Source organism: Paenibacillus sp. AGC31, assembly GCF_057334655.1.
In genome coordinates, this window is sequence record NZ_JBHFJH010000033.1 from 1 (window position 1) to 26,890 (window position 26,890).

Sequence of the window (26,890 nt, forward strand, 5' to 3'; positions counted from 1 at the left end):
TTAACTCTCGTTTTAGAGACTCTCCTGAATGTTTGCCTCGTGTATCTTGTAAGCCTATAGCCCCTTGCTCGTTGTAACTGGCTCTCCATCGGTCGGCTGCGGCTTTGACCCGAGTCATTCCAATGATCTGAACGTCAAATCCACAAGTCTCAAAGATCTCTCTAGGCAGCCTTTCTTGCTGATTTAATGTAATAAAGAGTTGTTTGAACTCGTCCGTATAAGTGATTCCCTTGGTCGAAACAGACTTCACATAGGGATTTGTAGCAAGTTGCTCTAGTTCGCTTGTTGTAAATGTTTTCTTACTCATTAATCGTTCTCCGTCCTTGTCTCGTACATGGTATATAACAAAAATACCCCATAGAGAGACTTTTTTAAAGTATCTACTCTATAGGGTACAGTTTATATAGACAAGCTTCCTTTTTTGAGTTGTATACACGTTAACAGCGGATCGCAATTATTATCAGCCATCACTCAGTGCAGTTTGCTCAGGACATAGGCGGCATCATGTTCTTCCGCAATCTCGGCTTTACGAATACGAATGACAAACAGCCGAACCAAATTGGCACGTGTATGTTCTTCCTGACAGGTATTCAGTTTCCTCAGAATAAAGCGGTCAATGGACATGAATTTAAAGCCCCTTTGCCATTGGATTTACGGATCGATTCCTCCGTGTATCCATAAATAACCAGATAGCGTCAGCCCCAAACAGCTTTTCCACTCTTATGTTAAGCCATATTTTGCCGAGGTGTAAAATTGTGCAAAAAGCCCGTCTCACCAAGCTGGAGACGGACTTTCACATGATTTGTCGATCTTTTTGCAATCCACTCTAATCATTCATAAATGCCTCTGCTAGTTCACTCTTTTTCGACTTATTTCACTCCCGGATATTCCCGATATTGGTGCTGAATGCTGATCCAACGAGTACGTGTAAACTTCTCAATCGCCCAATCCCCACCGAAACGTCCAATCCCTGAAGCTTTTTCACCGCCAAACATCACATGCGCTTCATCGTTCACAGACTGATCATTTACATGCACCATACCAGATTCAATGCGCTGGGCAACCTGATATCCTCGATTCAGATCTCTGGTAAATACGGAACCACTAAGTCCATAAGGCGTATCATTCGCCAAACGTACAGCTTCCTGCTCATCATGAGCCTTCATGATCACTGCTACTGGGCCAAACAATTCCTGCTGCACGATATCCTGTTCAGGTTTAACATCGGCAAGTACAGTAGGAGACAGCACACTGCCTTTACTGGTCCCCCCGAGCATTAACCGTGCGCCCTCGGCCTTGGTTTTGTTCACAAGCTCCTGTAATCGTTCTACCTCTTTTTCCCGAATGAGAGGACCAACCAGTGTTTTGGCATCCACCGGATCACCTGCCTGAACATTCTTCGTCTTGGCTACAAATGAATCGACGAACTTATCATAAATATCGGCATGCACAATGATACGATTCAGCGCCATGCAGATCTGTCCCTGATGCAGAAACTTGCCAAAGACCGCCGCTTCGGCAGCACGTTCAATGTCCGCATCTTCCAGCACAACCATGGCGTTGTTGCCGCCTAGTTCCAGTGCTGTTTCTTTTAAATGTTCACCCGCCAGTTTACCGATCCCTTGTCCAACTTCTGTGGAACCCGTAAATGAAATTACTTTGGGAACCGGATGAGCGACAAAGTAATCCCCGATCTCGCTGCCACTTCCGGCAACGACATTCAGCACGCCCTCAGGCAGACCAGCCTGTTCAAACAAATCGGCAATGAGCCAACCTGCCGTAATCGGAGTGTCTGATGCCGGTTTAATCACCACACCATTACCAAGAGCAATCGCTGGAGCTACAGATCGCAGGCATAGATGCAAAGGGAAGTTCCATGGCCCGATAACACCAATTACTCCCTTCGGCTCACGAACCACACGGTTCTCTTTGCCAGGGGTATTGGACGGGATGATCTCACCCTTCATGCGATAAGGAAAAGATGATGCTTCGTCCACAATGCGTTTAGCCGCTGCAAACTCCGCCTCCGATTTGATTCGGGTACTCCCGGATTCCGTGATCAACAGTTGAATGATCTCCTCTTTTCGCTCCGTCATCAGGGATGAAACTTTGCGCAATACCTCTTCTTTCGCAGCAGGTAATGACTTCGACCATTCAATCGAATTTTTCTGAGCTGACTCATAAGCCTTATCTATGTCTTTCTTATTGGAAGAGCGCCATGTGGCAATAACTTCTCCCGTATAAGGATTGATATTCTCCATTGTTTTCTCACCGGAGCCATCTACCCATTGGCCATTAATATATTGTTTCGTCCATGTTGTATGTTCAGTGTCCATTAAAGTCATGTGAATACGCCTCCTGATCAAGATAAAATGTCGCACCTGCACAACGGTGTAATACATCATTAACCTTGTTCAGAATTACGCAAACGTGCAGACCTGAATTAGCTATTCCATTCTTTAAGCTTAAGGGAAACAATACATTCCACACTATTCTCTCACCATCTGCACGTCTTTCAACAGTCAGGCAGACTCTTCTCTCCAAAGAGGCTCAAGTCTTCCCATCCGTAGCCAACTTCGATCAGATCTTGACCACCAATGCGGAGAGACTGTGTCTCGACTGGAGTACCTCCCATCTTTTCATAGAAGCGACAAGCTGGATTACGCTCCAAAGCCCATATGATCATACGTTTCATATTGTGGGTCTGCAGATGATGAACGACATGTGTCGCCAGTTGCTGACCTATCCCCGTTTGTTGTACTTCCTTCAGCAAATATATAGCGTACAACTCTCCATCATAAGGTAATTTGCCTTCACGCTCCTTACCCCCACAAGCAAATCCGACAATGTTCCCATGATCCTGTTCAGCTACCACCAGGATCTGATCCTTTTCGCCAGAACGAATGGTCTTCTCCCACTGGGACAATCTTGATTCTATAGTCAAATGATCCAAAAAATCGTCAGGCACAATTCCCCGATACGTTGTTTTCCAACTCTCTGTATGTACATGGGCTATTCCTTGCGCATCCCCTTCACGCGCCCGCCTGATCAGCATAGCTATCACTCGCTTTCTCACGTAACTGCCGCAGCTTTACCATATTATATGTTCTTCTTTCTTTAATTCCAAATTCATCCACTTCAGTCCTGATGCCGTTAGACATGATTCGTAATCAAAAGTGGACTTTTTGAACTACCTCTTATAAAAGTAAAATCCGGCCCTACGGCCGGATCGTTACTCTCGTGCCTACAGATACCTTGGAAGACAGATCCAATACATCCGAGTTGTACATGCGTATACAACCATGGGAGACGGATTTGCCAATAGACCAAGGCTCATTGGTTCCGTGTATGCCATAATGGGGAGCAGACAGCCCCATCCACAACACGCCAAATGGCCCACCTGGATTGGATTGTTTGTTAATAATAGTGAACTCCCCGTTTGGAGTCTGCGTGAGCATCTTGCCGGTGGCCACAGGATAGCCCTTAATCACCTGATTGCCGTCCAAAAGATATAACATGTGGTCAGACAGATCTACAATAATCCTGTAATCTGGCATAATGACATCCCTCCTGACCTATCTTATGCAAGATACCGGATGATGCCCGCCTGATTTCAGGCTTCCTCCCACTCTTTCACACTACGGGAGTGCTTGGGTTTGCGACTATTGGCCGGTTTGCTGGAGGCGGTACGCCTTCTGGATGCCACTTCTTCCTTGCGTTGCTGATATTGCAATTCCTTCTGCATTTTCAGATAATTATTCAGTCTTTTTTCATCCAATGAACCATCCTGTATGGCCTCTTTCACTGCACATCCAGCTTCCAGTGTATGACTGCAATCCAGAAATCGGCACGTGGCGGCAAGTTCTTCAATTTCTCCAAACGCATGCGACAGCCCATCATTACCCTCATCCCAGAGATTAAGCTCGCGCATTCCTGGAGTATCGATCAATACGGCTCCCTGTGGAAGTACAAACATCTCCCGGTGTGTTGTCGTATGTCTCCCACGGCTGTCTCCCTCGCGGACGGATTGCGTAAGCTGCACATCCTCACCCATCATCCAGTTCACCAGCGTAGACTTGCCACTGCCAGAAGATCCTGTGAGCGCAACAGTCAGCCCAGGCTGCAAATATCGTTCCAGTAAGGATTTCCCTTGGCCCTCTACTGCAGATATCGCAAGCACTTCAACACCTGGAGCAATTCCTTCTACACTTCGGATCTGTTCTTCCACATTGTTGCACAGATCACTCTTGCTCAAGACAATGACTGGCCTTACGCCACCATTCCAAGCCATCATCACGTATCTTTCGAGTCGTCTAAGGTTGAAATCATGATTAAGTGCAGCCACGATTAACAGTGTATCTACGTTTGCGGCGATTAATTGTTCCTTGGTCACTGGACCTGCCGCCTGTCTCGATACCCTGCTTCGACGTGGCACCAGATTGTGAATAATTGCTTCTTCACCTGCCTGACCTGTAATCGCCACCCAATCTCCAACCGCTGGAACCAAGCTGGTCTCCAGACTATCATGACGCAGTCGGCCCGAAATCCTTCCCCAGCATTCGCCTTCTTCTGTAATCAAACGTTGCAGATGTCCATGGTCTGCGATAATTCTGGCTGGCTTTCTCTCCTGCTCTTCCATCCCTGTCTCTTGCCACAGTTCCTGCCACTTTGCAGACCAGCCGTACTTCTCAATATGGTTATCTAAAATAAAAATTCCTCCCAAAATAAGTTTGTTTACTTCGTTCAAACCGAGTGAACAATCATCTCCGGTTCAGATCAAAACAAAAAAACACGAGTAGAAATACACCCGTGGCAATAAGTAGTTAGCCGAATCAAAGATCATCCCTTCTTGTAGATCTACCGGACAGAATACTTAACCATCCGATATAAACCATTCAGGAACACCCTTTTATCGGCAAACAAAAAAGCCACGGGTGCGTCACCCGTGGCTTCATATGAGCATGTGATACTTCACGTTACAATGGATATTGCTATCCAGCTAACGCAAAATTACATGCTTTGATCCGTTCCGGAGACGCTGTTCATATTCAAATTAACGTATACTGCATTTAAGTTTGTCATAAACAATCGCCTCCCTTGTAGAATTATCCATTATGTTACACACTGAGCTTTACAGTTGTCAAGCCCAAATTTTTTTTACCACCAGCCCACTTTATTTGACCTGATCCCAGCGTGTCCACATTTCCTTCGGATTCAATTCATAGATATCCTCTTCCCGATACATGAACTGATGCATGATAAATTCCCGCCGAATCGTGGCAAAGTCTTCATGGTATTGCTTTATAAATATATTGATTTCTTTTTCCGTATACTTCCGACCAAATTCAAGCTGCTCGACCAGATGACCAAGTACAATCAGTTTTTTCTTGTATTGAGCCGGAATCTGACGCAGTCGTCCATCTTTGGAGAAAAAATTTCTCATGACCGACGCTTTCAATGTTTCGTTCACATCACTCATATCCGTAACCTCCTCTCGATTAAAGATAAAATCAACCGAAGCCTGTGCATTCTCGCGGATAAACGAAGGATTGAGTGTGAAATACACTGTATTTTTCTCCCGTCGTTCCTTAATCAGCGCCGCCTCTCTCAGCTTGGATGCATGATGTGTCACGGTTGGCTGTGACAGATTCAGCCGCTCGGCAAGTGCCTGTCCGTGCAGTTCACCCCGTGCCAATAACAGCAGCATGCGAAGCCGGGTCGGGTCAGCCAACGCTTTATGATAAGCCACAATTTTCTCCAGCTGCATCATCGTTCATCTCGCTTTCAATTAGATATATATCTAATTTGATATTAGTCTTTTCTTCTCTGTACGTCAACTCCTTTGGTTTCAAGTAAGCTTGTCTAATTAAACTCCACGCTTGAACTGGCATTGGCTCGTTATTTACGGTAGGATTATATTGCTTGAAATAAGGAGGATTAAGAACATGGAAGATGTCATTATTATCGGCGGAGGCCCATGCGGTCTGTCTGCTGCCATTGAATGTGAGCGGCTGGGACTGTCCGCTGTGATCGTTGAGAAATACAATATCGTTCAATCTATTTATCTGTATCCAACCCATATGCAGTTTTTCAGCACAGCCCCATTGCTTGAGATCGGAAACGTTCCGTTCAGCACACCTAATGATAAACCGTTTCGTTATGAAGCACTTGCCTATTATCGCAGGGTAGCCGAACATTTTGGTCTGCGTGTTCATAACTATGAGGAAGCCCGTGAAATTAAACGCAAGGATGATGGTACGTTTGAGGTACATACGCTCAATCGCCGCGGGGAAGCCATCATACATGTTGGACGCAATGTAGTTGTAGCTACCGGTTATTTTGACCATCCTAACTATCTGGGCATCCCTGGAGAAGATAAAGATAAAGTAACCCACTACTTCCGGGAAGCCCACCCTTATACCCGTACACGTGTCGCCATTATTGGCGGAAGCAACTCAGCCGTGGATGCGGCCATGGAACTGGTTCGGGTCGGAGCACATATTGATATGGTTTATCGCGGCAGTGGTCTGTCCCAGCATATTAAACCGTGGGTACGTCCGCTATTCGAGAGCATGGTGACAAAAGGTCGTATCACACTGCACCTGGAATCACGCGTGAATGAAATACTGGATGATTCGATTCGTCTGATACACACGGATGGTTCCACTCGGGAGCTGGATAATGACTTCGTACTGGCAATGACCGGCTTCCGCCCGGATCGTCAACTACTCACTTCGGTAGGTGTGGAGATGTCTGATGATATGGATAAACCTCTATATGATGCACAAACGATGGAAAGTAGCGTACCTGGTGTATATGTAGGCGGAGTCATCGCTTCGGGTCGTAATGCCAATGAAGTCTTTATTGAATCCGGGCGCTGGCATGGACGTTACATTGCGGAACATATCGTTAGCAAACAACGTGGACAGACTGAAGGGAAATGAAAACAATGGATATAACTTCCCTGCTGTTGCTCGTATTTGCAGCTCTCGGGATTATCAGCAGTAACACACCTGTGACCGTAGCGATGGTATTTCTGTTGTTGCTACGAGTCCTGAACCTGAATCAGGCATTTCCATGGCTTGAAAAATACGGACTTACACTGGGCATTATCATTCTGACCATTGGCGTGATGGCACCTCTTGCCAGTGGCAAGATGAGTCTGCAGACGATCGGTGAGTCTTTCCTGCACTGGAAATCACTGCTCGCCATTGGCGTAGGATTACTGGTGGCATATCTTGGAGGACGTGGCGCTACGCTGATGGGTACACAGCCAACTGTCGTTGCAGGGCTGTTAATCGGAACGGTACTTGGGGTTGCCCTGTTCAAGGGTGTACCTGTGGGTCCATTGATTGCGGCGGGAATTTTATCATTGCTCTTGGGCAAATCCTGATTCAAGTTGTAAAGGTTGTGACCTGACATGCTATGCAGATTGGCTGTATTTCCCACCGTTGTGTGATATACTTCTATTCATGCAAATTATGTACACGAGTCTACAGCAGAATAATGCATATTGTGGTTATGCTGTTGCATGAAATATAGATTCACTTTGCAACTATTAATGGCGCAGGAGGATTCAGGAACCATGTCACGTCAGTTTATTACAGAAGCCGTGATGGTGGCCATTTACGGTCAATTGTTAGCGCCGCCCGCGCCTGTTGAATATATTGTTCCTTATACCACCATCCTTGAGCTATATGAATTCCAGACCAGTCCTGATCCCATGATGGATAACCCGGCAGATGATCAGCATGTGAAATCCAAAATCAATGAAATGATTTCTTATTTCGAGGAACCGCTGAATAAGAAAAAAATAGAGCGTGCGTTACTTGTTCCATGGGCCAAAAGCCCCTCCATTTTATTTGGTGACCAAGTATCCATTGCCATTATCAATGCAATAGATACGGCACAGTACGGGGAGTATTTTGATCCCATTGAAACTGAACTGCTGCTGACATCTCAGCGCCTGAGTATCCCGATTCTCACCGATCAGGTTGAACTGATTGCACGCATAATTGAGTCTGAATCGCCTGTACAGGTATTCGATATTGATGATTTTGATTTTGCGATGGATGATGAACCACTGGATCAGGTGTAATTCATGCTCCGAGCACCTGAATCGGATTTTTAAAAAAATGACCTTGGCATCCACTTAATCGTGCATGCCAAGGTCATTTTTTTGCGGTCAACACTTATTTTATTCTGCAATATCCCGCGCTAACAGGATTCGGCTAATCTGATTAAGAGGTGGTAACGACTCCAGCGCAAAAAACTTCAGACCTGCATCACTATTTACACGCGACTCCACAAGGTCATCCTGAATGATCACTGTCCGAAGCAGGGCAATGACATAATACTCTTCATCTCCGCTTGAATGCAGATACCGAAGGTCAGGCCCCGAATAGAGACCTTCCAGTGTCATGGTATCAGCAGTCCAACCTGTCTCTTCCCATAACTCCCGATGTGCAGCATCTTCAATAGCCTCACCCGGGCGCATCTCACCTGCTGGCAACCGCCAGTGACCATGTTCAACATGCTGAATCAGCAGTAATTCACCTTGTTCGTTCTCAGCCCGCACCGCCGCTTTTACAACAATATGAGAGCGTTTTGCGATATACTGGGCCAAATCTCGTGGTGGCAGATTCACTGCTTATCCCCTCCTCCTACTCGGAAGCCGGTGGCGACCTGTAATCCATCTATTGCTTAGACTTCCGTGTAACGATATTCGATATCCTGACCTTCATCAACGATGTCCACATGCAGTTGGTGCCCTTTCAGATACCAATAATCGTGATCTTCCATAAAGAATTGAATCCCCGATACTTCGGTTTGATCCGCAGGATGTCTTGGTTTCTCTACAGCAATACCTAGCGAAAATCCAGGGTGAAGACCTCCGCCAGAGCTATAACGTGCAAAAAATCGAATGCTGTCTCCCTCGTTCAAATTCAGCTCTTCCTTGTACCAGCGAGCAGCTTGATCGGATACATGTATGGTACTCATTTGGTGTCAGCTCCTTCTGTATATATATGTTCCATCATATCTCGACAGGGACTTGAATACAAACCCGAGTGACCACATAAAGACAAAATAAGTTGTGAAAAATGTTTGACAGATTGTAAAAGCCGGTGTTAAGATGCAAACATACGAGGTCTACATTGTATTTATTTCCAAAAAAAGAAAGGGTGATTACGGTGTTTAACAAACATATGATAGGTCAATTCAGCACACAACTAAATACCGGAGCACACCCGAAATCATTATTCCGTTCATAAGTCGGCATGACAGGCGATCTTTCATTAGAACCTCTGTGATGTATACTCACAATCGAACTTATATATGGTGACGGCTCTGTTCTCTGAGCCATGCTGCCGTATGATTATATGAAGACATACCGCCTGCGTGCGGTATGTCTTTTTTTGTGGGTACATTTCGGCATTCATGAACGGAATTTGCATTTCTCGGACATCGAAAGGAAGGGATAACACTTGTTCTCTGTACTTAAAAACCTGGCCTGGTTCTTCCGGCTGGAACGCAAACGATACCTAACCGGTGTCATTTTGCTTATTCTGGTGGGCATTGCCGAACTGCTGCCTCCTCGTCTTCTTGGTAATGCCATCGACGAGATTGTGCGCGGTTCCATTACCGGCACCTCACTTACGCGTTATATTTTGCTTATTCTAGGAACGGTCATCATTATCTATCTGGTTACATACGTTTGGATGCACAAACTGTTTGGTGGTGCCAACCTAGTGGAGCGGCTGCTTCGTTCACGCTTTATGGACCACTTGTTACGGATGACTCCTCCCTTTTTTGAGAAAAACAGAACAGGAGATCTGATGGCTCGGGCCACCAATGATCTTCGTTCCATTGCCACTACAGCAGGCTTCGGCATGCTGACCTTAACAGACTCTACAGCCTTTCTGGCCACTGTATTGTTCGCCATGGGTTTCCTGGTCAGCTGGAAACTGACCTTGGCGGCAATCCTGCCATTACCTTTTATCGCCATTGCCATGATGATCTATGGTAAAGCTGTACATCAACGTTACACCCTGGCACAGGATGCATTCGGAGATATGAACGACCAGGTACTGGAATCCATCGCTGGTATTCGCGTCGTGCGTGCCTATGTGCAGGAACGTCTGGACGAGAAACGGTTCGCCGATGTGACCGAAGATGTGTATCGCAAAAATTTGGCTGTTGCCAGAATGGATGCCCTATTTGAACCTACCATCCGCCTCTTCGTTGGACTCAGTTATGTGATTGCACTTGCCTACGGCATATATCTTGTATTTCATAATGAAATTACCCTGGGAGATCTCGTATCGTTCAATATGTACCTGGGGATGATGATCTGGCCCATGTTTGCCATCGGCGAATTGATTAACCTGATGCAACGTGGTAGCGCTTCGCTTGATCGGGTCAACGAGACTTTATCGGTAGAACCTGCCGTACAAGATGTGGAGCAACCTGCCCACGTTACGAATCCGGAAGAAATTGCGATGCAGGATGTTACATTCCGTTACCCAAGTTCCACTGTCGACAATCTCAGTCACATCAGCTTTTCGCTGCGACGGGGTCAAACATTGGGTGTTGTGGGTCGTACGGGTAGCGGTAAGTCTACTTTGCTCAAACAACTGCTTCATGAATACCCTGCCGGTTCAGGCACATTAAGCATCTCGGGTCATCCGATTCAGGATATCGCCAAAGATGACTTGCACAGCTGGATTGGGTACGTACCACAGGAACAAGTTTTGTTCTCCAAATCAGTTCGTCAAAACATTCAATTTGGTAAACCTGGGGCCAGTGATGAAGTTATCATGGAAGCCATTCGTACCGCCGCTTTTGACGGGGATCTGGGAACCTTGTCCGATGGACTGGATACACTCGTTGGTGAAAAAGGAATCTCTTTGTCCGGTGGACAGAAACAGCGGGTATCGCTGGCGCGTGCCTTTATTGCCAATCCTGATATTCTGATCCTGGATGATGCCTTATCTGCTGTCGATGCACGTACTGAAGCCAAAATCATTGAAAATATACGCAACAAACGCTCGGGCAAAACCACGCTGATCTCGACCCATCGCCTGTCTGCTATTGAACATGCTGACCGAATCATCGTACTGGAGCACGGGAAAATTACGGAAGAAGGCACTCACCAGGAACTGTTAGCCATGAACGGCTGGTACCGTGAACAGTATGAACGGCAACAGGTCGAGTCCAATCTGTCCACGTAGGAGGTCAATTCATTGAAGTCTAATACAGGCAAAAGGCTGCTTGATTACGCCTTGAAAGCCAAAGGAACATTTATCGCTGCATTAATTATGCTTACCATTGGTGTTGCGGCCGAGCTTGCCGGGCCGTTCATCGCCAAATCCATGATCGACAATCACTTGCTCGCGATTGAGCAGCCTTTCTATGAGACAACAGCTTCAGATGAAGCCGCAGTCTACAACGGTAAGAACTACAAACGCGAAGGCTTGTTCGAACCGGATGAAAACAAAGGCTCGGAAGTGCGGGTTTTACAAGCCGGTAGAAGTTTTTATTTTGTAAACGAACCGGTAAGCGCACCTGACGGGGACCGCACATATACGGATGGAACCCTCACGGTTACACGCGCAGGTGAAGTGACAGGCCAATATGCGGCAACACCGCTGTCCGCTGGTGAACTGTTTGCTTTTTACAAACCGGAGATGCCCAGCATCTATCAATTAATTGTGTATTACATGATCTTCCTCGTGATCTCGGTCATTATGGAGTTTGGTAAAACATTCTGGCTGCAGTCCTCGGCCAACAAGGTCATTCAAAGACTGCGTAACGATGTGTATGCCCATATTCAGCGACTGCCGGTGCACTTTTTTGATAACCTGCCCGCAGGTAAAGTTGTATCTCGGGTCACAAACGATACAGAAGCCGTCAAGGATCTGTTCGTTGCCGTTCTTTCGAACTTTTTCTCAGGAATCATCACAATTACAGGTGTATATGTCGCACTCTTCCTGCTTAATTTTCGCCTGGGCCTGATCTCATTATTCGTCGTGCCGATGCTCATTGCGTGGATTGTGCTCTATCGTAAATTCGCCACTCGTTACAATACGATTATTCGATCCCGACTGAGTGAGATCAATGCAATCATTAACGAGTCCATTCAGGGGATGTCCATTATCCGCGTATTCCGCCATCAGAAACAAACCAAACAGGAATTCGAAGATCTGAATGATGACTATATGAAACACCAGAACAAAATGCTGAACCTAAATGCCTTCACCTCACACAACCTGGTTAACGTATTACGGAATATCGCATTTGCGGTGGTCCTGTGGTACTTCGGTTCCAGTGTGCTGGATGGCACAAGTATTATCTCATTAGGTGTTCTGTATGCCTTCGTTGATGTTCTGGGTCGCTTGTTCCAGCCGATTACCGGCATGGTGAATCAGCTCGCCAACCTGGACTCCTCCCTCGTATCCGCTGGTCGCGTCTTTGAGCTGATGGATGAAAAGGGAGAAGCCGTAACCGATGGCTCTATGCCAAGATACAAAGGGAATGTTGTCTTCGACGATGTATCCTTTGCCTATAAAAAGGATTATGTGCTCAACAATATCTCGTTTAAAGCATCCCAAGGTCAGACAGTCGCTCTGGTCGGTCACACCGGTTCAGGTAAAAGCTCAATTATCAACCTGCTGTTCCGGTTCTATGACCCGCAAAAAGGCAAGATCACGATTGACGGTCAGAACGTCAAAGATCTGCCTAAACAGTGGATTCGCGAGCATATGGGGATTGTATTGCAGGACCCGTATCTGTTCACAGGCACCATTGCTTCCAACGTCAGTCTCGGCGATGAGAAGATCTCCCGTGAACGAATTGAACAGGCGCTGCGTGATGTAGGCGCTGAACGCATACTGGCTCATTTGCCTCAAGGCTTTGACGAACCTGTCATCGAAAAAGGAAGCACATTGTCTGCTGGACAGCGTCAGTTGATCTCCTTTGCTCGTGCACTGGCGTTTGATCCCGCCATCCTCATTTTGGATGAAGCGACTGCCAATATTGATACGGAAACGGAAGCATTAATTCAGAACGCACTCGAAGTCCTCAAAAAAGGACGTACCACCTTCATCATTGCTCACCGTCTCTCCACCATTCGTTCAGCAGATCAGATTCTGGTTCTGCATCGTGGGCGTATCGTTGAGCAAGGTGCACATGATGAGCTGATGGAGCTTAAAGGCCGCTATTATAAGATGTATCAGCTTCAACAAGGTGCGCAAGCAGCAGCGGTCGCAACTCTCGAGAATCCGTCAGGTGATTCCGTTCCAACCTCAACCTCCTTTGCCGGTGGCAATGCATAACAGAGTAAAAGAGAAAGCTCTTTAAGTAACCAATCAAAATGATGTACTCGACGGCAACACAAAAACCGATCTACACAGCTACCTCAGGGTTTGCGGTGTAGATCGGTTTTTTGTATTTTCATCCGGGATTCAGGTTCCGACTGTTTATTTCGATTTCGTCCAGACAAAAAAACAATCCGCGTGCAACCTCATGGCTGCTGCGGATTGTCTATCCATCCTTTGATCGTATATCCCATGTACATCACGGTCTCTCTTGCGAGAAAAGGAAACTTGCTGCGCCAGGTTCGATACGCCGTAGTTCGTGTCGGAGAGGGTACGGCATCCATACCCAGTCCGGCAGCCAGCTTCATGGCCCGTTTCATATGTAACGGATCACTCACAATCGTATAGGTTTGATAACCGGCCTGTTCACCAATTGGAATTGAATTGACCAGGTTCTCCTCGGTAATTCTGGATTTGGTCTCTATGCGAATGTCCGCAGGATCTACACCATGTGCGATGGCATACTTCTGACCCACTTCAGCTTCCGTATGTTCTCCATCACCACTTGATCCACCTGTGAAAAGCAGATTACGAACGGTACCCTGACGGTATAATTCAATCCCGTGTTCAATACGTTCGCGAAATACAGGTGAAGGGTTATCCCCCGCCACGGCTGCACCCAGAATGATTGCTGCATCCGATATCCTGGATGAATCCTCATCCGTATATGCAGATATACGGATTGCGGTAACCACAGTCCACAGGATTCCAACCAATACTACAGCCAGAACCGTCATTAATATCCAGCGTTTCGTTATCCGTTTGCTTGTCATTCATCCTCTTCCAAAGCCCTTGCTTGCATACTCTCGGTATGCATCCGCTCCAGCGTTTGCAGAGCTGCTGCGGATTCGGCATCCAGACCAAGCTCTGCAATCCAAACACCCGTATATTGCTGAAGACGGATCTCCAACTCCTGTGCACGGTCTTTGAAATCCTCCAATTCCTTAATCATGCGTGAGCGTCCTTCCGGACTGAATGTCTCGTGAATTCGTTCCTTGAAATAATGATGTACAATACGGTTACGTTGCTGCCATAACTCATTCAACTGGCGAGTCTCTTCCTCAGAGAATGTAAAATGATGGCGCACTTCGTGAATGAGCTGCCCCAGTGAACTGCTCATCTTTCGTTCGTACAAATCTTCCAGATCCTCTTCAGACACGGCTTTGCCCTGAGACATTTTCATTAATAAAATCAGATTGACCAGCTGCTGTTCAAGCGCCTGCCCGTAGTACACTGCCAATCCGTAATAGGCAAACAATTCCCTGGAGTGTTCGCTGTCCAGCATGTCACCATTCTGGATATCTGTATTTTGCATATGCGAGCGCCCCCTTCAACCGTACAATGTTAACCATTCCATGTCCCTCTATCCTAACCAAACCAAGAGCAACATTCAAGTTATCGGGAAGCGCGTCTCCTAACTCCGCAGATCTCTTCTTCCGGACAGCCACACATGGATGATTAGTAACCCTAATGCATAGAGCACAGTCCACAGCATAACCGAGACAAAAGAGTCCATCTTTGATTCATCAAATAACATCATCTCACGAACCAGATAAAAGGCTGGTGGAAGAATGCGGCCAAGCCATTCTAACGATTCAGGCAACCGTTCACTTAAGGAACCTTGGATAAACGATAGTAATAATACAATAATGAGGGCAGGCATACTTCGACTAAGCAAGGGAATGTACGATTTTTGAAAAAATACACTAATGCCCAATCCCAGCAACGATAACCCCAGATGTCCTAACCAAGTCATCATCCACTCCTCACCTGTAGGTTGTCTCTCGAACATTCCCGCGAACACGGGATACAGCACAGTGATTACGGTGAGCATGAATTGCATTATCCAGGCACAGATGAGTTGACTTGTTACAACCTTACGCCTGCTTCCTGTATGAAGGACGAGTAATTGATACTGCTTTGCAGGTTCGGTATTCATCACCATTACTCCGAGCCAAGCAGCTGCCAGAAATAACAGCATAGCCGTGACACTGTAACTGTCCGCAATAGGGTTGGGTTTGTAGGAATAGATCAGCAGCATGGCGATGATATAAAAGATAACCGGTGCAAAATATTTCTGTGAGCGAATGTGATGCCTTAACAAATATCGGGTCAGATAGATCATTCGGCTTCTCCCCCCGCATCATCCATGGAAGAGCTAAAGTCCACAGATCCTGTGACACTTCCACGACTCGCATGTACAGCTGGATGTTGTCCTTCCAGCAGACTTTCCATATGTAATTGACTTTCTTCCTGTTGCACAGACACAACCGAACCTCCGGATGCCAGAATCATTCTGAGGACATCATCTGTTGATTGTTGAACCACTTTCCAATCCCACAACCAAGCATTGGATTTCTCCAAGCTCGTATTACGGACTAAAGACAGGACTCCCCGTTGTTGTAAAATGGATGGATCGTCAGCCAGATCCTCTCCAGCTTCCATCAGACTTTGAATACGTACAACGGGTTCGCCAGCTTGAAGTATATCTTCACGACTCCAGTAGCGGAGCACGCTGCCTTTTTTCAACACAATTACCTGGTCTGCCAAACGTTCAATAAGCAACGGTTCATGGCAAGCTGTAACGATGGATGTCCCTTCACCCTTCCATTGTCCCAATAAGGATACAACTGCCTCTTGAGCTGGAATATCCAAGCCTGATAAAGGTTCATCCAGCAGCAAAAGACCACCCGGTCCAGGTAACAGGGCCTGAATCAAATTTACTTTTTGCAGTGTGCCCTTCGATAATAAGGTTAACTTTTGATCGATCGCGGTATCCAGATATAAAAGTTCACTAAGTTCTCTAATCCGCTCACGCAGTATTTCGGGGCGGATGCCCCGAATCCGTCCCATGTCCCACAAGTACTCTCCAGAAGTAAAGGGTAAACGTGGCAAGCCATCTACTGCATACCCATCAGAACCCTTCATTGTGCGCTGGATCGATCCTGTATCGGGTAACAAAATACCTGCCAACATACGTAGCAACGTACTTTTGCCAGAACCGTTTCTGCCAACAAGTACAGCACATTCTCCCTGCTTCACTTCCAGATTAATTTCATCAAGTACTTGAGCATTACCTAATCGCTTGCTCACTCGTTGAAGCAACATACCTCGACCTGATGAGTCTGGTACATCTTGATTGGCTTTCTTGAAAAGTCCACGTGTACTCCATATCACCTGGGATCACATCCGTTCTGGAGCTTGCACACCTAGCAAATGTAAACTGTACGCGAGGCGTTCGGCAGTCCGTTTGGCCAATGCCACCCGGAAGGATCTTACATCAGATGACGCATCCGCAATGCGTTCGGCGTGATAGAAGCGGTTGAACGCTTGAGCGACATCTATTGTATATTTGGCAATGACCGAAGGCTCATTCCGATGAATTGCTTTTTCCAGATACTCGGGATATTCACCAAGCAGTTTCAGCAATGCCCATGAGGTATCTCCGATAAGGGATGGAGTGGTTACTGTGTTATTTTCACCTTCCGCAAGGTTAGGCTTAGTCAAAGGGTCTTCATTTTCCACGCGGATCGCCTCTTCTGCCTTGGCAAGTACACTTTGAATCCGGGCATGGGTATATTGCACATAAGGTCCGGTCTCCCCTTCAAAACTCACCGCATCCTCCAAGGAGAAGTCCACATCGTTTAACCGATTATTACGCAGATCACCGAAGATAATGGCACCGACACCGACCGCCTCAGCCACCTTCTGAGGGTTCTCCAGATTCGGATTTTTCTCCTGAATAATCTGCAAAGCACGAGCGACTGCCTCATCCAACACTTCCTGCAAGAAGACGACTTTACCGCGGCGGGTAGACATTTTCCGTCCCTCAAAACGCATTAATCCAAACGGGATATGTTCACACTTCGCAGACCATTCATGACCCATCCGGGATAGGACCGCAAATACCTGACGGAAATGTAGCTTCTGCTCGCCTCCGACCACGTATAACAACCGATCTGCCTTCATCACCTCATGACGATAAACCGCCGTAGCCAAATCCCGTGTAGGATAAATTGTTGTTCCATCTTTTTTGATAATCAGGCACGGGGGCATGTTCTCGTCCTCCAAACGTACCACGAGTGCTCCATCACTCTCTTCAAGTAAACCTTTTGCCTTGAGTTCTTCAACCACTGCACCCATCTTGTCATTGTAAAAGCTCTCTCCCAGCGTATGGTCGAACTGTACATTCAGACGTTCATACATCCGATTGAATTCCTTCATGCTCACTTCCACAAAGAACGCCCATAACCGCTGTGCTTCATCATCTCCCTGCTCCAGCTTGCGGAACCACTCGCGTGCCTCAATCTCCAGTGAAGGATCGTTCTCCGCCTCATCGTGGAAACGCACATACAGCTCAAGAGACGTACGGATCGGGTCTGCCTGCAATGCTTCATCATTGCCCCACCGTTTATACGCTGCGATCTGCTTGCCAAACTGGGTTCCCCAGTCTCCCAGATGATTCACACTTACAGAGGTATAACCGGCTTCGTTATACAACCGATACAGCGCTGCACCGATTACAGTAGAACGCAAATGTCCAATTCCGAAGGGTTTTGCGATGTTAGGGGAAGACATATCGATCACAACACGTGAACCTTGACCAAGCTGCAGCTTACCAAATGCGGCATTCACCAGTTCTTTCAGCAGATTCGGCGCAAGCTTCTCCCGATTGAATCGGATATTTACATACGGCCCAGCGGGAGTCGCTTCAATTCCTGCTGCCTGCAGACCTGTTGCGAGCTCGGTCGCAATGACTGCCGGTGCTTTTTTTAATGACTTCGCCAATGCAAAACAAGGGAATGCTGCATCCCCCATCTCCGCCTGTGGTGGGACTTCCAGTAATCTCAGAACCTCTTCTTCATTCAATCCCGTTAAAGGGGCAATATCGGCCGCAGCCTTCTTCATCAACATGTCAAACACTCCTTATCCATTCATGATTGGCTGAAAATAAACACAAAAAAGCTCTCGTCTCTAAATAAGAGACGAGAGCTGACTTAACAGTTCCCGCGGTACCACTCTAGGTGAACAGCTACTCCTAATATGCATCAACATGCATACCAGTAGAACCTGTTCCGCTCGATGCGTATAACGGTCGCAAGCCGAATTACCCTCAGACAGATATGACCTATCCCCGGTCGGGATAAATTCATCTTTTCGGATAACCATCTCACGGGTGCGGTTCACTCAGGTCATGTCATACCGGCTTCCACCTCTCCCGGCTCGCTGTCATGTATGGATCTGGCTACTCTCCCGATCGTTGATGTTCTTCGTTTCAATTCATTGCCATCATTATACATACCACGATCAGACTTGGCAACCTGCATTAAAAATCCCCTACTGAAAGGCAACACATAGGCACATCGTCTCAGATGCCTGTGTTCACTGCCTTCCCTTAGGGGACAACGGTCATTATCGGTTTTAATTATATATTCCAGTGAAATAATATTTACGCCACTGCTGCCATCAACCGGCAAGCTTCTGCACATCTGCGGCAAGCCTCTGCACATGCCTGGCAGTGATCATGGTGGTGTTTGCCACACTCTGCAGCGCAAGCTTCACAAGCTTTCACACACAATTCGCATATTTCAGCAATGAAATCACTTCCACGTGTCATCGCTTGTGCAGCAAAACTGCAGATCTCCGCACATTCCCGATTCAAACGAATGCAATCACGAAGCATCGCCAGATCATATTCTTTCAGACTCGATATGTAACATACGTTGCAAGCATTCATGCACTCCAGGCAAGCATCGATACATTGTTGATATTGTTGTTGTGTCATTTAAAGTTACCTCCCAGGCAAAGTTTGCTATGCATCTTAATACCCAGTTCGGAGGGATTTTGAATCATCTAACCTACTTTATCGCTTCCAATTCCAGTAATTGGTCACGAATGACAGTTTGGTCAAAATGTTCACCTATAAACACAGCAACATTAGGAACATCTCCTTGAGGTGTGATCTTCATATAATCCGATTCACGGTAAGCATACTGGAACCAGAAACGGCTCGCCGTGTCACTAAACGATAAAATGCCTTTTGCTCGATACACGTCTCGTGGCAAAGCAGATACAAATTGTTCAAACGCTTCGCTGTTCACCGGATGACTGAAATAATGCGTATACACCATAACATGTTCGTGTGAGGCATGAGGAGCAGAATGCTCATGACCGTGGTCATGACTATGGTTATGAGATGCGTCAGTATTCGTAGCATCGCCTTGGACTGTATGATCTGTATGCTCATGTCCATGATTGCAGCCATGTGTACCACAGGTTTCCGTATGCACATGATGCTCTTGGTGAGCCGGCTTGCCTGCTTCAGAAGCTGAATCACGTACATGCACGTCTGCCCCGCTGCGAAGCAGCAGATCCATCTCCACCTCACATTTCACTGTAGGAATTACAGGTGCGAAGCCATTCCATTTTGCCAAAAGCTGTTCCAGATCTTGCAGTTCCTGTGCACTCACCCGATCCGTTTTGTTCAAGAGAAGCACAGACGCACAACGAATCTGCTCCTGCATCAGTTTGAACGTCTGCCCCTTCTGCTCCTGATACAGACCAGATAGATGTGCTGCATCCACAACGGTAATGAGACTTTTCAGTTCCAATCGCATGTAGAGTGAGGTCTCCGTTACCGCATCCAGAATCTCCATTGGATTCGCCGCACCGGTGGCTTCAATGATGATCACATCCGGTGATTCATCCTGAACGAGATCAGCAAGTTGCAATCCCAAGTCACCACGTACGGTACAACAGATGCATCCACCTAACATCTCTGTCATCGGAACGGTGGAATCCACAATCTGACCATCCAGATTAACTTCGCCTAACTCATTCATAACCACTGCGGGACGCAAACCCTGCTGTTGCCAATGTTCAATCAACTGAACAAGCAGTGTTGTTTTGCCACTCCCCAAAAAACCTGACAGTATATATACAGGTATGGATTGTTCTTTTAAAATCGTTTCATTCATGCGTATACACCTCTCTGATTGTCCTTCTTGTAACCTGATCTATCTATATCTAGCGAGTGTACACCATCCCGCATTCGTTGTGCAATAACGTTCAACTCTTCCCCAGTACATTGCCTGATTCTACCGGATGGTCTATGCTATGAGGACATGTTGATTGAAGGAGGAAGTTTCATGACTAATTCAGTGGAACAACATCGCCAGGAAGCTCCGACCACGGTATCGTGCATGATTGTTACAGTATCGGACACACGCACTAAAGACACTGACACCAGTGGCCAGCTCATGCACCAGCTTCTGAATGAAGCGGGTTATCCGATTGTTGAATACATCATCACACCAGATGAAACGGAGAACATTCGAAGCATCCTGCAAGATGCAGCTGTTCGTGATGATATCGAAGCCGTGCTGCTTAGCGGCGGAACAGGGATTGCACCCCGAGATACAACCTACGAAGCGGTGTCTTCACTGCTGGACAAAGAACTTCCGGGCTTTGGTGAGATCTTCCGTTTTCTCAGTTACACCGAAGATATCGGTTCCGCTGCCATCCTGAGCAGAGCCGTCGCTGGAACGATTGGACGCACAGCTGTATTCTCCATGCCGGGTTCCAAAGGAGCCGTCAAATTGGCCATGGAAAAACTCATTTTGCCCGAGTTACGGCATGTGATGCGTGAAATATATAAACCCGTCTGAAGAATCAGACGGGTTTTTCGGGTTTATTTTCAGCTGTACGGTAAAGTACGAAGGGTATCTCGCTCTACTTACCTTAGTTGCCCCAGCACATGTTGGAACACCTGCATCACATCCTGTTCATACTTGTCCTTTTCCCCACCAGAAGCTGTATATACGAGTGAGACGTACCCTTTGCTGCGAATCGTTGTCCGGCCAAGCGCATTCTCCAAGACAGCCTCATCACGATTCTCACTATACATTTGTTTCATGCTGGCAGCTCGTGCAGCCTTATCACTGAAAATATGAACTTTCACGATGTGTCTGCCACTTCCATTCAACAAATACATATAAGAGATCCCACCATGGCCGTCATCGGCAGACATATTATTCATCAGCTGAATGCCTTTTGATTCAAAACTCTTACTGATCTCACTCACCAATTCACCGTTTAATCCGTGTCCTTGATTCTGTGCCCGCATATTTCCTTCATCTGTCGCTTCGCGGGTATAGACCTTCCGCTCCTGTTCAATGGATGATGCCGAACACGCTACCAGGGACCAGACACTTGTGATCAACACGCCACTTACAAGTACCGACTTCATTGTTTTTCCAACCAGACCTCGCCCTTTTCTACCAAACCACATGCCAATCCTTCCTTTCCAGCCACGTGTACTGTGACCCAATCAGGTAGAATTAGCATGTCTAAGGACTTAGAATCTTATGCGGATGGCAGATCTGATATTGTATTGACCACCGTACGACCTACTGCACCTCCTTGGAGTATCGTCTCCAGTGTATGAGGTAATTGATCTAGAGAAATCTCTCGGATTCCCAGTTCCAGCGCACGCTCCGGTTTCCATTCTCCGCCGAGCAGTTTCCACAATCGTTCCCGACGTTCCATCGGACAATATACAGAGTCTATACCCATAAGCTGGATGCCACGCAAAATAAACGGAAGTACCGTGGATTCAAAAGCTGTGCCTCCAGTTAACCCGGATACCGCTACCGCACCTCCGTATTGAATCTGTTTCAATCGCTCCGCAAGAGCTGGTCCTCCTGTTGGATCAACAACTCCCGCCCATAGCTGTTTCCCCATGGCTCCTTTAGCTGGAGCATCAGCTTCTTCACGAGTAATGACCTCTGAGGCGCCCAAGTTTCTAAGCAATGGCTCCTCCTGCTCCTTCTTGCCTGTGCTGGCTGTTACTTCAAAACCAAGTTTCGCCAGAATGGCAACTGCCATACTGCCAACGCCACCCGTTGCACCCGTAACCAGAACCTTGCCCATCTCCGGTGTCACTCCAGCCTGTAACAGCGCATCTACCGAAAGTGCAGCCGTAAATCCTGCAGTTCCAATTGCCATGGCTTCTTTCTCACTGAGCCCCGGTGGCAGAGGCACCAGCCATTCACTGCGCAGACGAGCATACTCGCTGTACCCTCCGTAATGAGATACGCCAGGTTCAAATCCTGTACTGATCACCCGATCTCCTGGTGCAAAACGTCCACTGACCGACTCCTCTACCGTTCCGGCCAGATCAATTCCCGGTACCATTGGGTACTCACGAACGACGCCGCCTTTCTCAAGGGTAGCGAGTCCGTCTTTATAATTGACACTGGAATACTGCACCTGTACCGTTACATCTCCATTTGGCAGATCTTCCTTCTTCAGTTGCTCTATAGCAGCTTTCACTCCGCCCTGTTCTTCTTTACGGACAACATATGCGTTAAAATGATTTTTCATCGATAGCCACTCCTTCTTTGGATTTTATATATTTTTCTATTAAGCACATGAATTGTTCGCATTCAAGCTTAATGGCTACCTTTTACTTCTGGATTCTTCAGATGTTGATGATCAAGCTCTGTCTCTCCTGAGCGTCAACAGATAGATTAGTGGACCCACAATAGGGAAGATGCCTGCCGCGGTCCAAGCTGCTGAACGTCGACTCACTTTAGTATCCCTGTATATCGCAATCATGGAAAGTAAGGTCAGCAGTACAAAATCAATCGTCATGATATGTACAAAGGCAGATTGATTGAATGCTTCCATATATACATCCGGATGACCTTGCGTCATGGCATAGAATGCCGTCCCCAGCGTCAACAGCAGAAGGACTACATGTGTCAGCTTGTGGGCTGCTACCCGTCCAATTCCTGACTTTCGCTGACGACCAAAATGTAAGCTTGCGTAACCCGAAGCTCTATTTGCGGACGATGACCATACATAATAGGGAAGCAAGGCAAAAGCACCCAGTCCGAAAGAAAGTATAACAAAAGGCCAAGCAGGTACACGGCCACCTCGTTCTTTCACAGATGTTCTTAACAGCATACAAGCATACACTGCCGGAAAAATACCTAACCACGAAAACACCGTAAGTAACCAAGGTTCTTTGCTTTGCATTGTGATCAGTTCTTTGAATATCAGATCACTTCCAGGTGACTGCCCCGGTGCCAACAACAATGCATAGGCAATAAAAGCGATCCAGACCAGTCCTAATATCCATCTCATGTCTGCACCTCCTCTTACTTTCATCCCCTACAGCTATGGGATTGAAACAATGCGATGCAGAATTTGGCGGCTCCTGCGCTTTCCCGAGAAATAATTACTGCTTTTCCCCTACAACTTCTTGAATTGGGCATGACTATTTCCAGTATAGCCTGTTACCTTGGCAGTCTGTCCATGAGATTTCTTACATCAATGGTCCATCTCATTCGGATCATATTAAAAAGGCATAAGCCAGTATACCTCACTGGTTATGCCTCTCTGTAATTCTTATGTGTAGATCATTCCTCTGTGGATTTCACATGTTCCGCAATGAGCTTCTGCTTCATATTCCATGCCGCAGGGCTGATGTTCACACGGTAGATCTCTGGGTTGAGCTTCCGCTGGTATTCAGGCCAGAAAAGGTCCATCTGCTCTCGATGATACGCCCGAATCTCATCCAGATTAGGCAGTTCATACACTTTACGTCCGTTCACAAAGATCGGCTCCAGCATATTTACCGCTTCGTAGCGGGTAACGGTCTTTTTCAGGTAAGGGTGTAGCGGGTTGAACAGCTTGAGCGGTCCGCCCTGTAGCGGCTGCTCTTCATCTGGATAGCAGATATAATCTGCAATCGCTTTGCCATGTTTCGGATCAATGATCCGGAACACTTCCTTTTTACCTGGTGTAGATACCTTTTCTGGATTGGCAGATATCTTGATCGTAGGCAGCATAGTACCGTCTACTTCACGCTCCACCAATTTGTATACTCCACCCAAAGATGGTTGGTCAGAAGCGGTAATCAGCTGTGTACCGACACCCCATGTATCAATCCGCGCTCCTTGAGCCTTCAGGTTGAAAATCGTATTCTCATCCAGATCATTGGATGCAACAATTTTCACATAATCCAAGCCAGCCTCATCCAGCATCTGACGTGCCTGAATCGACAAGTACGCAAGGTCACCACTGTCGAGACGAATGGCATTCATCTTTTTACCCTGGCTCTCCAACTTCTTGGCTGTCTTGATCGCGTGAGGTACCCCACTGTTCAACGTGTCAAAGGTATCAACCAGCAGCGTAACCTGATCAGGCAACACTTTGGCATACACGTCAAACGCCTCCTGCTCGCTCATAAAGCTCTGTACCCAGGAATGGGCATGTGTACCTGCTGTTGGGATGCCGAAGCGCTCTCCGGCCAGCATATTGGACGTTGCATGGAAGCCTGCCACATACGAGGCACGTGCGCCCCAGATAGCAGCATCCGCTTCCTGTGCACGCCGTGTACCGAATTCGAGTAAGGTATCCTGTTGTGCCACCTGTTTGATCCGCGAAGCCTTGGTTGCAATCAACGTCTGATAATTCATGAAGTTAAGTATCGCCGTCTCCACCAATTGTGTCTCCATAATGGAGCCTTCTACCCGAATGAGCGGTTCGTCAGGGAAAACAATTGCACCCTCCTTCATGGAATGAATTGTCCCCTGAAATGAAAACTGGAGCAACTCTTCCAGAAAGACCGGATCGTAATTTTCCTCTTGTTTGGATAAAAATTTGATGTCGTCCATCGTGAACCGAAGCTGACTGATATAGTTCACAATCCGTTCCAATCCGGCAAATACCGCATATCCATTGCCAAATGGAAGCTTACGGAAATAGGCTTCAAATACTGCCTTCCGTTTGTGTGTACCATTCACCCAATGGGCGTACATCATATTGATCTGATATTTATCCGTATGTAAAGCCAGGCTAGTTGTCTGCATTTGTCTCATCCTCTCTGACTTCCGCTCGCGCCCGCAGATTTCACCTGTGGACACGGGTTAACATAAGGAGACTTATTCTTCATGATTCTGTTCATCGTATTAACAAACAAGTCTCCCGTACAAACTCTATACACCATTCAGCACATTCATCGGGTTCCTAACATTAGGTCAGACAGACATGATTGTCGAGTAAATTAAGCCAGGACTGTCTCGCTCGCCTTAACCACCGAAGCACCAAGGCTGGAACGAAAATGTCCAAGTGCCCACTCATGTCCTGCCGGATTGAAGCTGGCAACAGCATCTTCATATACCGTAATATGAAACCCTTTATTGTAAGCATCCACTGCAGTATGCAGTACGCAAATGTCCGTGCATACCCCAATGAGTGCAATATCTGTAATGCCACGTGCACGCAGTCTGAGTTCCAGGTCTGTACCACAGAATGCGCTGTACCTTGTCTTATCCATCCACCGAATATCCGCTTTCCGTTCTTCCATCACTTGGGCAAGACGACCATATAACTGTCTTCCCTCCGTATTACGGATGTTATGAGGTGGGAAAAGTACCGTCTCCGGGTGATACGGATCATTCTCTTCGTGCAGATCCACAGCCATAATCACTTCATGTTTATTCTTACAATAGGCCTCAGTTACAGCCGCAATCGTCTCTTCGATCTCTATTGCCGGCTGACCTACAGGCAAAGAGCCTGTCACAAAATCCTTCGTAAAATCAATGACAATCAGTGCTTTCATCGTCAACACTCCCTTAGCCCAGAAATGGTTGATCCTGATTCAATCAGATTGACACATCTACACCTTATTACGTATAGATGGAAAGACGTGGTACCAGTTCTGTAAAACGATATAGCTGTGCCGGACGCTGCGAGTACTGATTGGAACTCACCAGGTTCCCCTCTTCATCCCGTACTTCTTCCACAATGCCTTTACGGCTGCGGGTAGACGTAATCTTGCGAATGAAGTTTGGTTCTTCAAAATCCGGCACAACACTTTGAATAACCTGATATAATTCACTTAATGTAAAATCACGTGGCAGAAACTGACGAGCAATCGTCGTTTCCAGCATCTGCTGTTGAATACGTCGATAAGCATCTTCAATGATTGTTCTGTGATCAAAGGCCAGTTCCAGTTCTTGCAGCGCCTCCTGGATCGTGAACAATCCAACATCCTCAGCATCATCTGCTGCTTGGCGTTGATCCAGCATCCATTCTTCCACAAGCGCGAAAAATGCGTGAGAGATAATCCATCCCCTCGGGTCACGACCCGGCTGACTGTATACATTTAAGTACTCCAGATGTCCACCATCTACACCTGTCTCTTCCATCAGCTCACGCTTAGCTGCACCGTAGATGGATTCATTCTCCTGACAAAATCCACCGGGTAATGCCCATCTGCCTGCAAAAGGCCAGCCTTTGCGCTTGATCAGCATCACTTTCAGTTCCCGGATGGGAAGTGTCTTCGTCACTGTCTTGCGTTCCCGCTTGGTCAAGGTGAACATAACGATATCCGCAGGAACACCATCGGGGGTACGATATTTTTGGGAACTATAAGCACGTGCTGCTTGTTCGTCGCTCTCTGCATTGAAGTGTTCGTTGTTTTCGCTCATGGGCACCACCGA

General features: G+C 47.0%; 29 protein-coding genes. 6 read left to right on the plus strand and 23 right to left on the minus strand.

Annotation, left to right across the window (positions count from 1 at the left end; translation table 11 throughout):
* From ACE04G_RS20870 to ACE04G_RS20900, 7 genes are all read right to left on the minus strand, one after another.
* A partial coding sequence (locus ACE04G_RS20870) for an HTH domain-containing protein (RefSeq protein WP_449003630.1) occupies window positions 1-307 on the minus strand: 307 nt, incomplete at its 3' end.
* A gap of 164 nt (window positions 308-471) precedes the next feature.
* On the minus strand, window positions 472-624 hold the full coding sequence (locus ACE04G_RS20875) for a hypothetical protein (RefSeq protein ID WP_164783094.1): 153 nt from the start codon (window positions 622-624) through the stop codon (window positions 472-474).
* 245 nt (window positions 625-869) lie between these two features.
* Window positions 870-2,345, minus strand: coding sequence for an aldehyde dehydrogenase family protein (locus ACE04G_RS20880; RefSeq protein ID WP_449004573.1), 1,476 nt, complete (start codon window positions 2,343-2,345; stop codon window positions 870-872).
* A 170-nt stretch (window positions 2,346-2,515) separates the two neighbouring features.
* Window positions 2,516-3,055: a GNAT family N-acetyltransferase gene (locus tag ACE04G_RS20885; RefSeq protein ID WP_486094695.1), complete on the minus strand. Its 540-nt coding sequence runs from the start codon at window positions 3,053-3,055 to the stop codon at window positions 2,516-2,518.
* A 163-nt stretch (window positions 3,056-3,218) separates the two neighbouring features.
* The gene (locus ACE04G_RS20890) at window positions 3,219-3,557 is read right to left on the minus strand and encodes a L,D-transpeptidase (RefSeq protein ID WP_076318547.1); all 339 of its coding nucleotides are present in this window, start codon (window positions 3,555-3,557) and stop codon (window positions 3,219-3,221) included.
* Between the two features lie 56 nt (window positions 3,558-3,613).
* A complete protein-coding gene (rsgA, locus tag ACE04G_RS20895) occupies window positions 3,614-4,639 on the minus strand; it encodes a ribosome small subunit-dependent GTPase A (RefSeq protein WP_449004601.1) in 1,026 nt (341 codons plus the stop codon).
* Between the two features lie 534 nt (window positions 4,640-5,173).
* Window positions 5,174-5,767, minus strand: coding sequence for a DUF2087 domain-containing protein (locus tag ACE04G_RS20900; protein WP_449004602.1), 594 nt, complete (start codon window positions 5,765-5,767; stop codon window positions 5,174-5,176).
* A 178-nt stretch (window positions 5,768-5,945) separates the two neighbouring features.
* Between ACE04G_RS20900 and ACE04G_RS20905 the strand changes: the two genes are divergently transcribed.
* From ACE04G_RS20905 to ACE04G_RS20915, 3 genes are all read left to right on the plus strand, one after another.
* Complete coding sequence (locus ACE04G_RS20905) at window positions 5,946-6,944, plus strand: YpdA family putative bacillithiol disulfide reductase (RefSeq protein ID WP_449004575.1); 999 nt, start codon at window positions 5,946-5,948, stop codon at window positions 6,942-6,944.
* Between the two features lie 5 nt (window positions 6,945-6,949).
* Window positions 6,950-7,393, plus strand: a complete 444-nt coding sequence (locus ACE04G_RS20910; RefSeq protein WP_449004576.1) for a DUF441 domain-containing protein — start codon at window positions 6,950-6,952, stop codon at window positions 7,391-7,393.
* A 192-nt stretch (window positions 7,394-7,585) separates the two neighbouring features.
* The gene (locus tag ACE04G_RS20915; RefSeq protein WP_036609214.1) at window positions 7,586-8,098 is read left to right on the plus strand and encodes a hypothetical protein; all 513 of its coding nucleotides are present in this window, start codon (window positions 7,586-7,588) and stop codon (window positions 8,096-8,098) included.
* 99 nt (window positions 8,099-8,197) lie between these two features.
* On the opposite strand, the gene ACE04G_RS20920 is transcribed toward ACE04G_RS20915, so the two are convergent.
* Together ACE04G_RS20920 and ACE04G_RS20925 are read right to left on the minus strand one after the other, a co-directional pair.
* Complete coding sequence (locus tag ACE04G_RS20920) at window positions 8,198-8,647, minus strand: NUDIX domain-containing protein (protein ID WP_449004577.1); 450 nt, start codon at window positions 8,645-8,647, stop codon at window positions 8,198-8,200.
* A gap of 56 nt (window positions 8,648-8,703) precedes the next feature.
* Entirely contained in the window at window positions 8,704-9,000 is a 297-nt protein-coding gene (locus tag ACE04G_RS20925) for a HesB/YadR/YfhF family protein (protein ID WP_036609218.1), read from the minus strand.
* Window positions 9,001-9,485: 485 nt separating this feature from the next.
* Here ACE04G_RS20925 and ACE04G_RS20930 point away from each other — a divergent pair, with 485 nt between their 5' ends.
* Both ACE04G_RS20930 and ACE04G_RS20935 read left to right on the plus strand, forming a co-directional pair.
* Window positions 9,486-11,231 carry an ABC transporter ATP-binding protein gene (locus ACE04G_RS20930; protein ID WP_091031779.1) on the plus strand — a complete coding sequence of 582 codons (1,746 nt, stop codon included), beginning with the start codon at window positions 9,486-9,488 and terminating at the stop codon, window positions 11,229-11,231.
* Window positions 11,232-11,243: 12 nt separating this feature from the next.
* Window positions 11,244-13,334 carry an ABC transporter ATP-binding protein gene (locus ACE04G_RS20935; protein WP_449004578.1) on the plus strand — a complete coding sequence of 697 codons (2,091 nt, stop codon included), beginning with the start codon at window positions 11,244-11,246 and terminating at the stop codon, window positions 13,332-13,334.
* A 188-nt stretch (window positions 13,335-13,522) separates the two neighbouring features.
* Here the strand turns inward: ACE04G_RS20935 and ACE04G_RS20940 are convergent, their stop codons facing one another.
* The 8 genes from ACE04G_RS20940 to ACE04G_RS20975 all read right to left on the minus strand — a co-directional run bounded on the left by ACE04G_RS20940 (window position 13,523) and on the right by ACE04G_RS20975 (window position 20,353).
* Entirely contained in the window at window positions 13,523-14,149 is a 627-nt protein-coding gene (locus ACE04G_RS20940; protein ID WP_449004579.1) for a YdcF family protein, read from the minus strand.
* On the minus strand, window positions 14,146-14,691 hold the full coding sequence (locus tag ACE04G_RS20945) for a hypothetical protein (RefSeq protein WP_347399026.1): 546 nt from the start codon (window positions 14,689-14,691) through the stop codon (window positions 14,146-14,148). Before ACE04G_RS20945 ends, ACE04G_RS20940 begins: the two co-directional genes overlap by 4 nt.
* A 99-nt stretch (window positions 14,692-14,790) precedes the next feature.
* On the minus strand, window positions 14,791-15,501 hold the full coding sequence (locus ACE04G_RS20950; RefSeq protein ID WP_449004580.1) for a hypothetical protein: 711 nt from the start codon (window positions 15,499-15,501) through the stop codon (window positions 14,791-14,793).
* The gene (locus tag ACE04G_RS20955) at window positions 15,498-16,553 is read right to left on the minus strand and encodes an ATP-binding cassette domain-containing protein (protein WP_449004581.1); all 1,056 of its coding nucleotides are present in this window, start codon (window positions 16,551-16,553) and stop codon (window positions 15,498-15,500) included. The genes ACE04G_RS20950 and ACE04G_RS20955 overlap by 4 nt, the downstream gene beginning before the upstream one ends.
* 6 nt (window positions 16,554-16,559) lie before the next feature.
* Window positions 16,560-18,290 carry an arginine--tRNA ligase gene (argS, locus tag ACE04G_RS20960; protein WP_237175928.1) on the minus strand — a complete coding sequence of 577 codons (1,731 nt, stop codon included), beginning with the start codon at window positions 18,288-18,290 and terminating at the stop codon, window positions 16,560-16,562.
* Window positions 18,291-18,568: 278 nt separating this feature from the next.
* Window positions 18,569-18,703 (minus strand): hypothetical protein, encoded by a 135-nt coding sequence (locus ACE04G_RS20965; protein ID WP_260632956.1) that lies wholly within the window; start codon window positions 18,701-18,703, stop codon window positions 18,569-18,571.
* A 122-nt stretch (window positions 18,704-18,825) separates the two neighbouring features.
* On the minus strand, window positions 18,826-19,161 hold the full coding sequence (locus ACE04G_RS20970; protein WP_036609230.1) for a four-helix bundle copper-binding protein: 336 nt from the start codon (window positions 19,159-19,161) through the stop codon (window positions 18,826-18,828).
* Between the two features lie 73 nt (window positions 19,162-19,234).
* Window positions 19,235-20,353: a CobW family GTP-binding protein gene (locus ACE04G_RS20975; protein ID WP_237175929.1), complete on the minus strand. Its 1,119-nt coding sequence runs from the start codon at window positions 20,351-20,353 to the stop codon at window positions 19,235-19,237.
* Between the two features lie 171 nt (window positions 20,354-20,524).
* Here ACE04G_RS20975 and ACE04G_RS20980 point away from each other — a divergent pair, with 171 nt between their 5' ends.
* A complete protein-coding gene (locus ACE04G_RS20980) occupies window positions 20,525-21,043 on the plus strand; it encodes a MogA/MoaB family molybdenum cofactor biosynthesis protein (RefSeq protein WP_237175930.1) in 519 nt (172 codons plus the stop codon).
* Window positions 21,044-21,111: 68 nt separating this feature from the next.
* On the opposite strand, the gene ACE04G_RS20985 is transcribed toward ACE04G_RS20980, so the two are convergent.
* The 6 genes from ACE04G_RS20985 to ACE04G_RS21010 all read right to left on the minus strand — a co-directional run bounded on the left by ACE04G_RS20985 (window position 21,112) and on the right by ACE04G_RS21010 (window position 26,878).
* Entirely contained in the window at window positions 21,112-21,666 is a 555-nt protein-coding gene (locus tag ACE04G_RS20985; RefSeq protein WP_449004582.1) for a hypothetical protein, read from the minus strand.
* A 74-nt stretch (window positions 21,667-21,740) separates the two neighbouring features.
* Window positions 21,741-22,760 carry an oxidoreductase gene (locus tag ACE04G_RS20990; RefSeq protein ID WP_237175932.1) on the minus strand — a complete coding sequence of 340 codons (1,020 nt, stop codon included), beginning with the start codon at window positions 22,758-22,760 and terminating at the stop codon, window positions 21,741-21,743.
* 111 nt (window positions 22,761-22,871) lie between these two features.
* The gene (locus ACE04G_RS20995; protein WP_449004583.1) at window positions 22,872-23,525 is read right to left on the minus strand and encodes a hypothetical protein; all 654 of its coding nucleotides are present in this window, start codon (window positions 23,523-23,525) and stop codon (window positions 22,872-22,874) included.
* Window positions 23,526-23,800: 275 nt separating this feature from the next.
* Entirely contained in the window at window positions 23,801-25,255 is a 1,455-nt protein-coding gene (locus tag ACE04G_RS21000; protein ID WP_449004584.1) for a nicotinate phosphoribosyltransferase, read from the minus strand.
* Window positions 25,256-25,449: 194 nt separating this feature from the next.
* Complete coding sequence (locus ACE04G_RS21005) at window positions 25,450-26,007, minus strand: cysteine hydrolase family protein (protein WP_449004585.1); 558 nt, start codon at window positions 26,005-26,007, stop codon at window positions 25,450-25,452.
* A gap of 67 nt (window positions 26,008-26,074) precedes the next feature.
* Window positions 26,075-26,878, minus strand: coding sequence for an NUDIX hydrolase (locus tag ACE04G_RS21010; RefSeq protein ID WP_449004586.1), 804 nt, complete (start codon window positions 26,876-26,878; stop codon window positions 26,075-26,077).
* Between the last annotated feature and the right edge of the window lie 12 nt (window positions 26,879-26,890).

Coding starts and splice junctions, on each gene's coding strand:
- ACE04G_RS20990 (WP_237175932.1), bottom strand. CDS start 22,760: ATGAAAAATCATTTTAACGCATATGTTGTCCGTAAAGAAGAACAGGGC.
- ACE04G_RS20970 (WP_036609230.1), bottom strand. CDS start 19,161: ATGACACAACAACAATATCAACAATGTATCGATGCTTGCCTGGAGTGC.
- ACE04G_RS20975 (WP_237175929.1), bottom strand. CDS start 20,353: ATGAATGAAACGATTTTAAAAGAACAATCCATACCTGTATATATACTG.
- ACE04G_RS20940 (WP_449004579.1), bottom strand. CDS start 14,149: ATGACAAGCAAACGGATAACGAAACGCTGGATATTAATGACGGTTCTG.
- argS (WP_237175928.1), bottom strand. CDS start 18,290: ATGTTGATGAAGAAGGCTGCGGCCGATATTGCCCCTTTAACGGGATTG.
- ACE04G_RS20985 (WP_449004582.1), bottom strand. CDS start 21,666: ATGTGGTTTGGTAGAAAAGGGCGAGGTCTGGTTGGAAAAACAATGAAG.
- ACE04G_RS20915 (WP_036609214.1), top strand. CDS start 7,586: ATGTCACGTCAGTTTATTACAGAAGCCGTGATGGTGGCCATTTACGGT.
- ACE04G_RS21010 (WP_449004586.1), bottom strand. CDS start 26,878: ATGAGCGAAAACAACGAACACTTCAATGCAGAGAGCGACGAACAAGCA.
- ACE04G_RS20880 (WP_449004573.1), bottom strand. CDS start 2,345: ATGACTTTAATGGACACTGAACATACAACATGGACGAAACAATATATT.
- ACE04G_RS21005 (WP_449004585.1), bottom strand. CDS start 26,007: ATGAAAGCACTGATTGTCATTGATTTTACGAAGGATTTTGTGACAGGC.
- ACE04G_RS20900 (WP_449004602.1), bottom strand. CDS start 5,767: ATGCAGCTGGAGAAAATTGTGGCTTATCATAAAGCGTTGGCTGACCCG.
- ACE04G_RS20965 (WP_260632956.1), bottom strand. CDS start 18,703: ATGCAGGTTGCCAAGTCTGATCGTGGTATGTATAATGATGGCAATGAA.
- ACE04G_RS20890 (WP_076318547.1), bottom strand. CDS start 3,557: ATGCCAGATTACAGGATTATTGTAGATCTGTCTGACCACATGTTATAT.
- ACE04G_RS20910 (WP_449004576.1), top strand. CDS start 6,950: ATGGATATAACTTCCCTGCTGTTGCTCGTATTTGCAGCTCTCGGGATT.
- ACE04G_RS20925 (WP_036609218.1), bottom strand. CDS start 9,000: ATGAGTACCATACATGTATCCGATCAAGCTGCTCGCTGGTACAAGGAA.
- ACE04G_RS20980 (WP_237175930.1), top strand. CDS start 20,525: ATGACTAATTCAGTGGAACAACATCGCCAGGAAGCTCCGACCACGGTA.
- ACE04G_RS21000 (WP_449004584.1), bottom strand. CDS start 25,255: ATGCAGACAACTAGCCTGGCTTTACATACGGATAAATATCAGATCAAT.
- ACE04G_RS20875 (WP_164783094.1), bottom strand. CDS start 624: ATGTCCATTGACCGCTTTATTCTGAGGAAACTGAATACCTGTCAGGAA.
- rsgA (WP_449004601.1), bottom strand. CDS start 4,639: ATGGAAGAGCAGGAGAGAAAGCCAGCCAGAATTATCGCAGACCATGGA.
- ACE04G_RS20995 (WP_449004583.1), bottom strand. CDS start 23,525: ATGAGATGGATATTAGGACTGGTCTGGATCGCTTTTATTGCCTATGCA.
- ACE04G_RS20945 (WP_347399026.1), bottom strand. CDS start 14,691: ATGCAAAATACAGATATCCAGAATGGTGACATGCTGGACAGCGAACAC.
- ACE04G_RS20950 (WP_449004580.1), bottom strand. CDS start 15,501: ATGATCTATCTGACCCGATATTTGTTAAGGCATCACATTCGCTCACAG.
- ACE04G_RS20885 (WP_486094695.1), bottom strand. CDS start 3,055: ATGCTGATCAGGCGGGCGCGTGAAGGGGATGCGCAAGGAATAGCCCAT.
- ACE04G_RS20905 (WP_449004575.1), top strand. CDS start 5,946: ATGGAAGATGTCATTATTATCGGCGGAGGCCCATGCGGTCTGTCTGCT.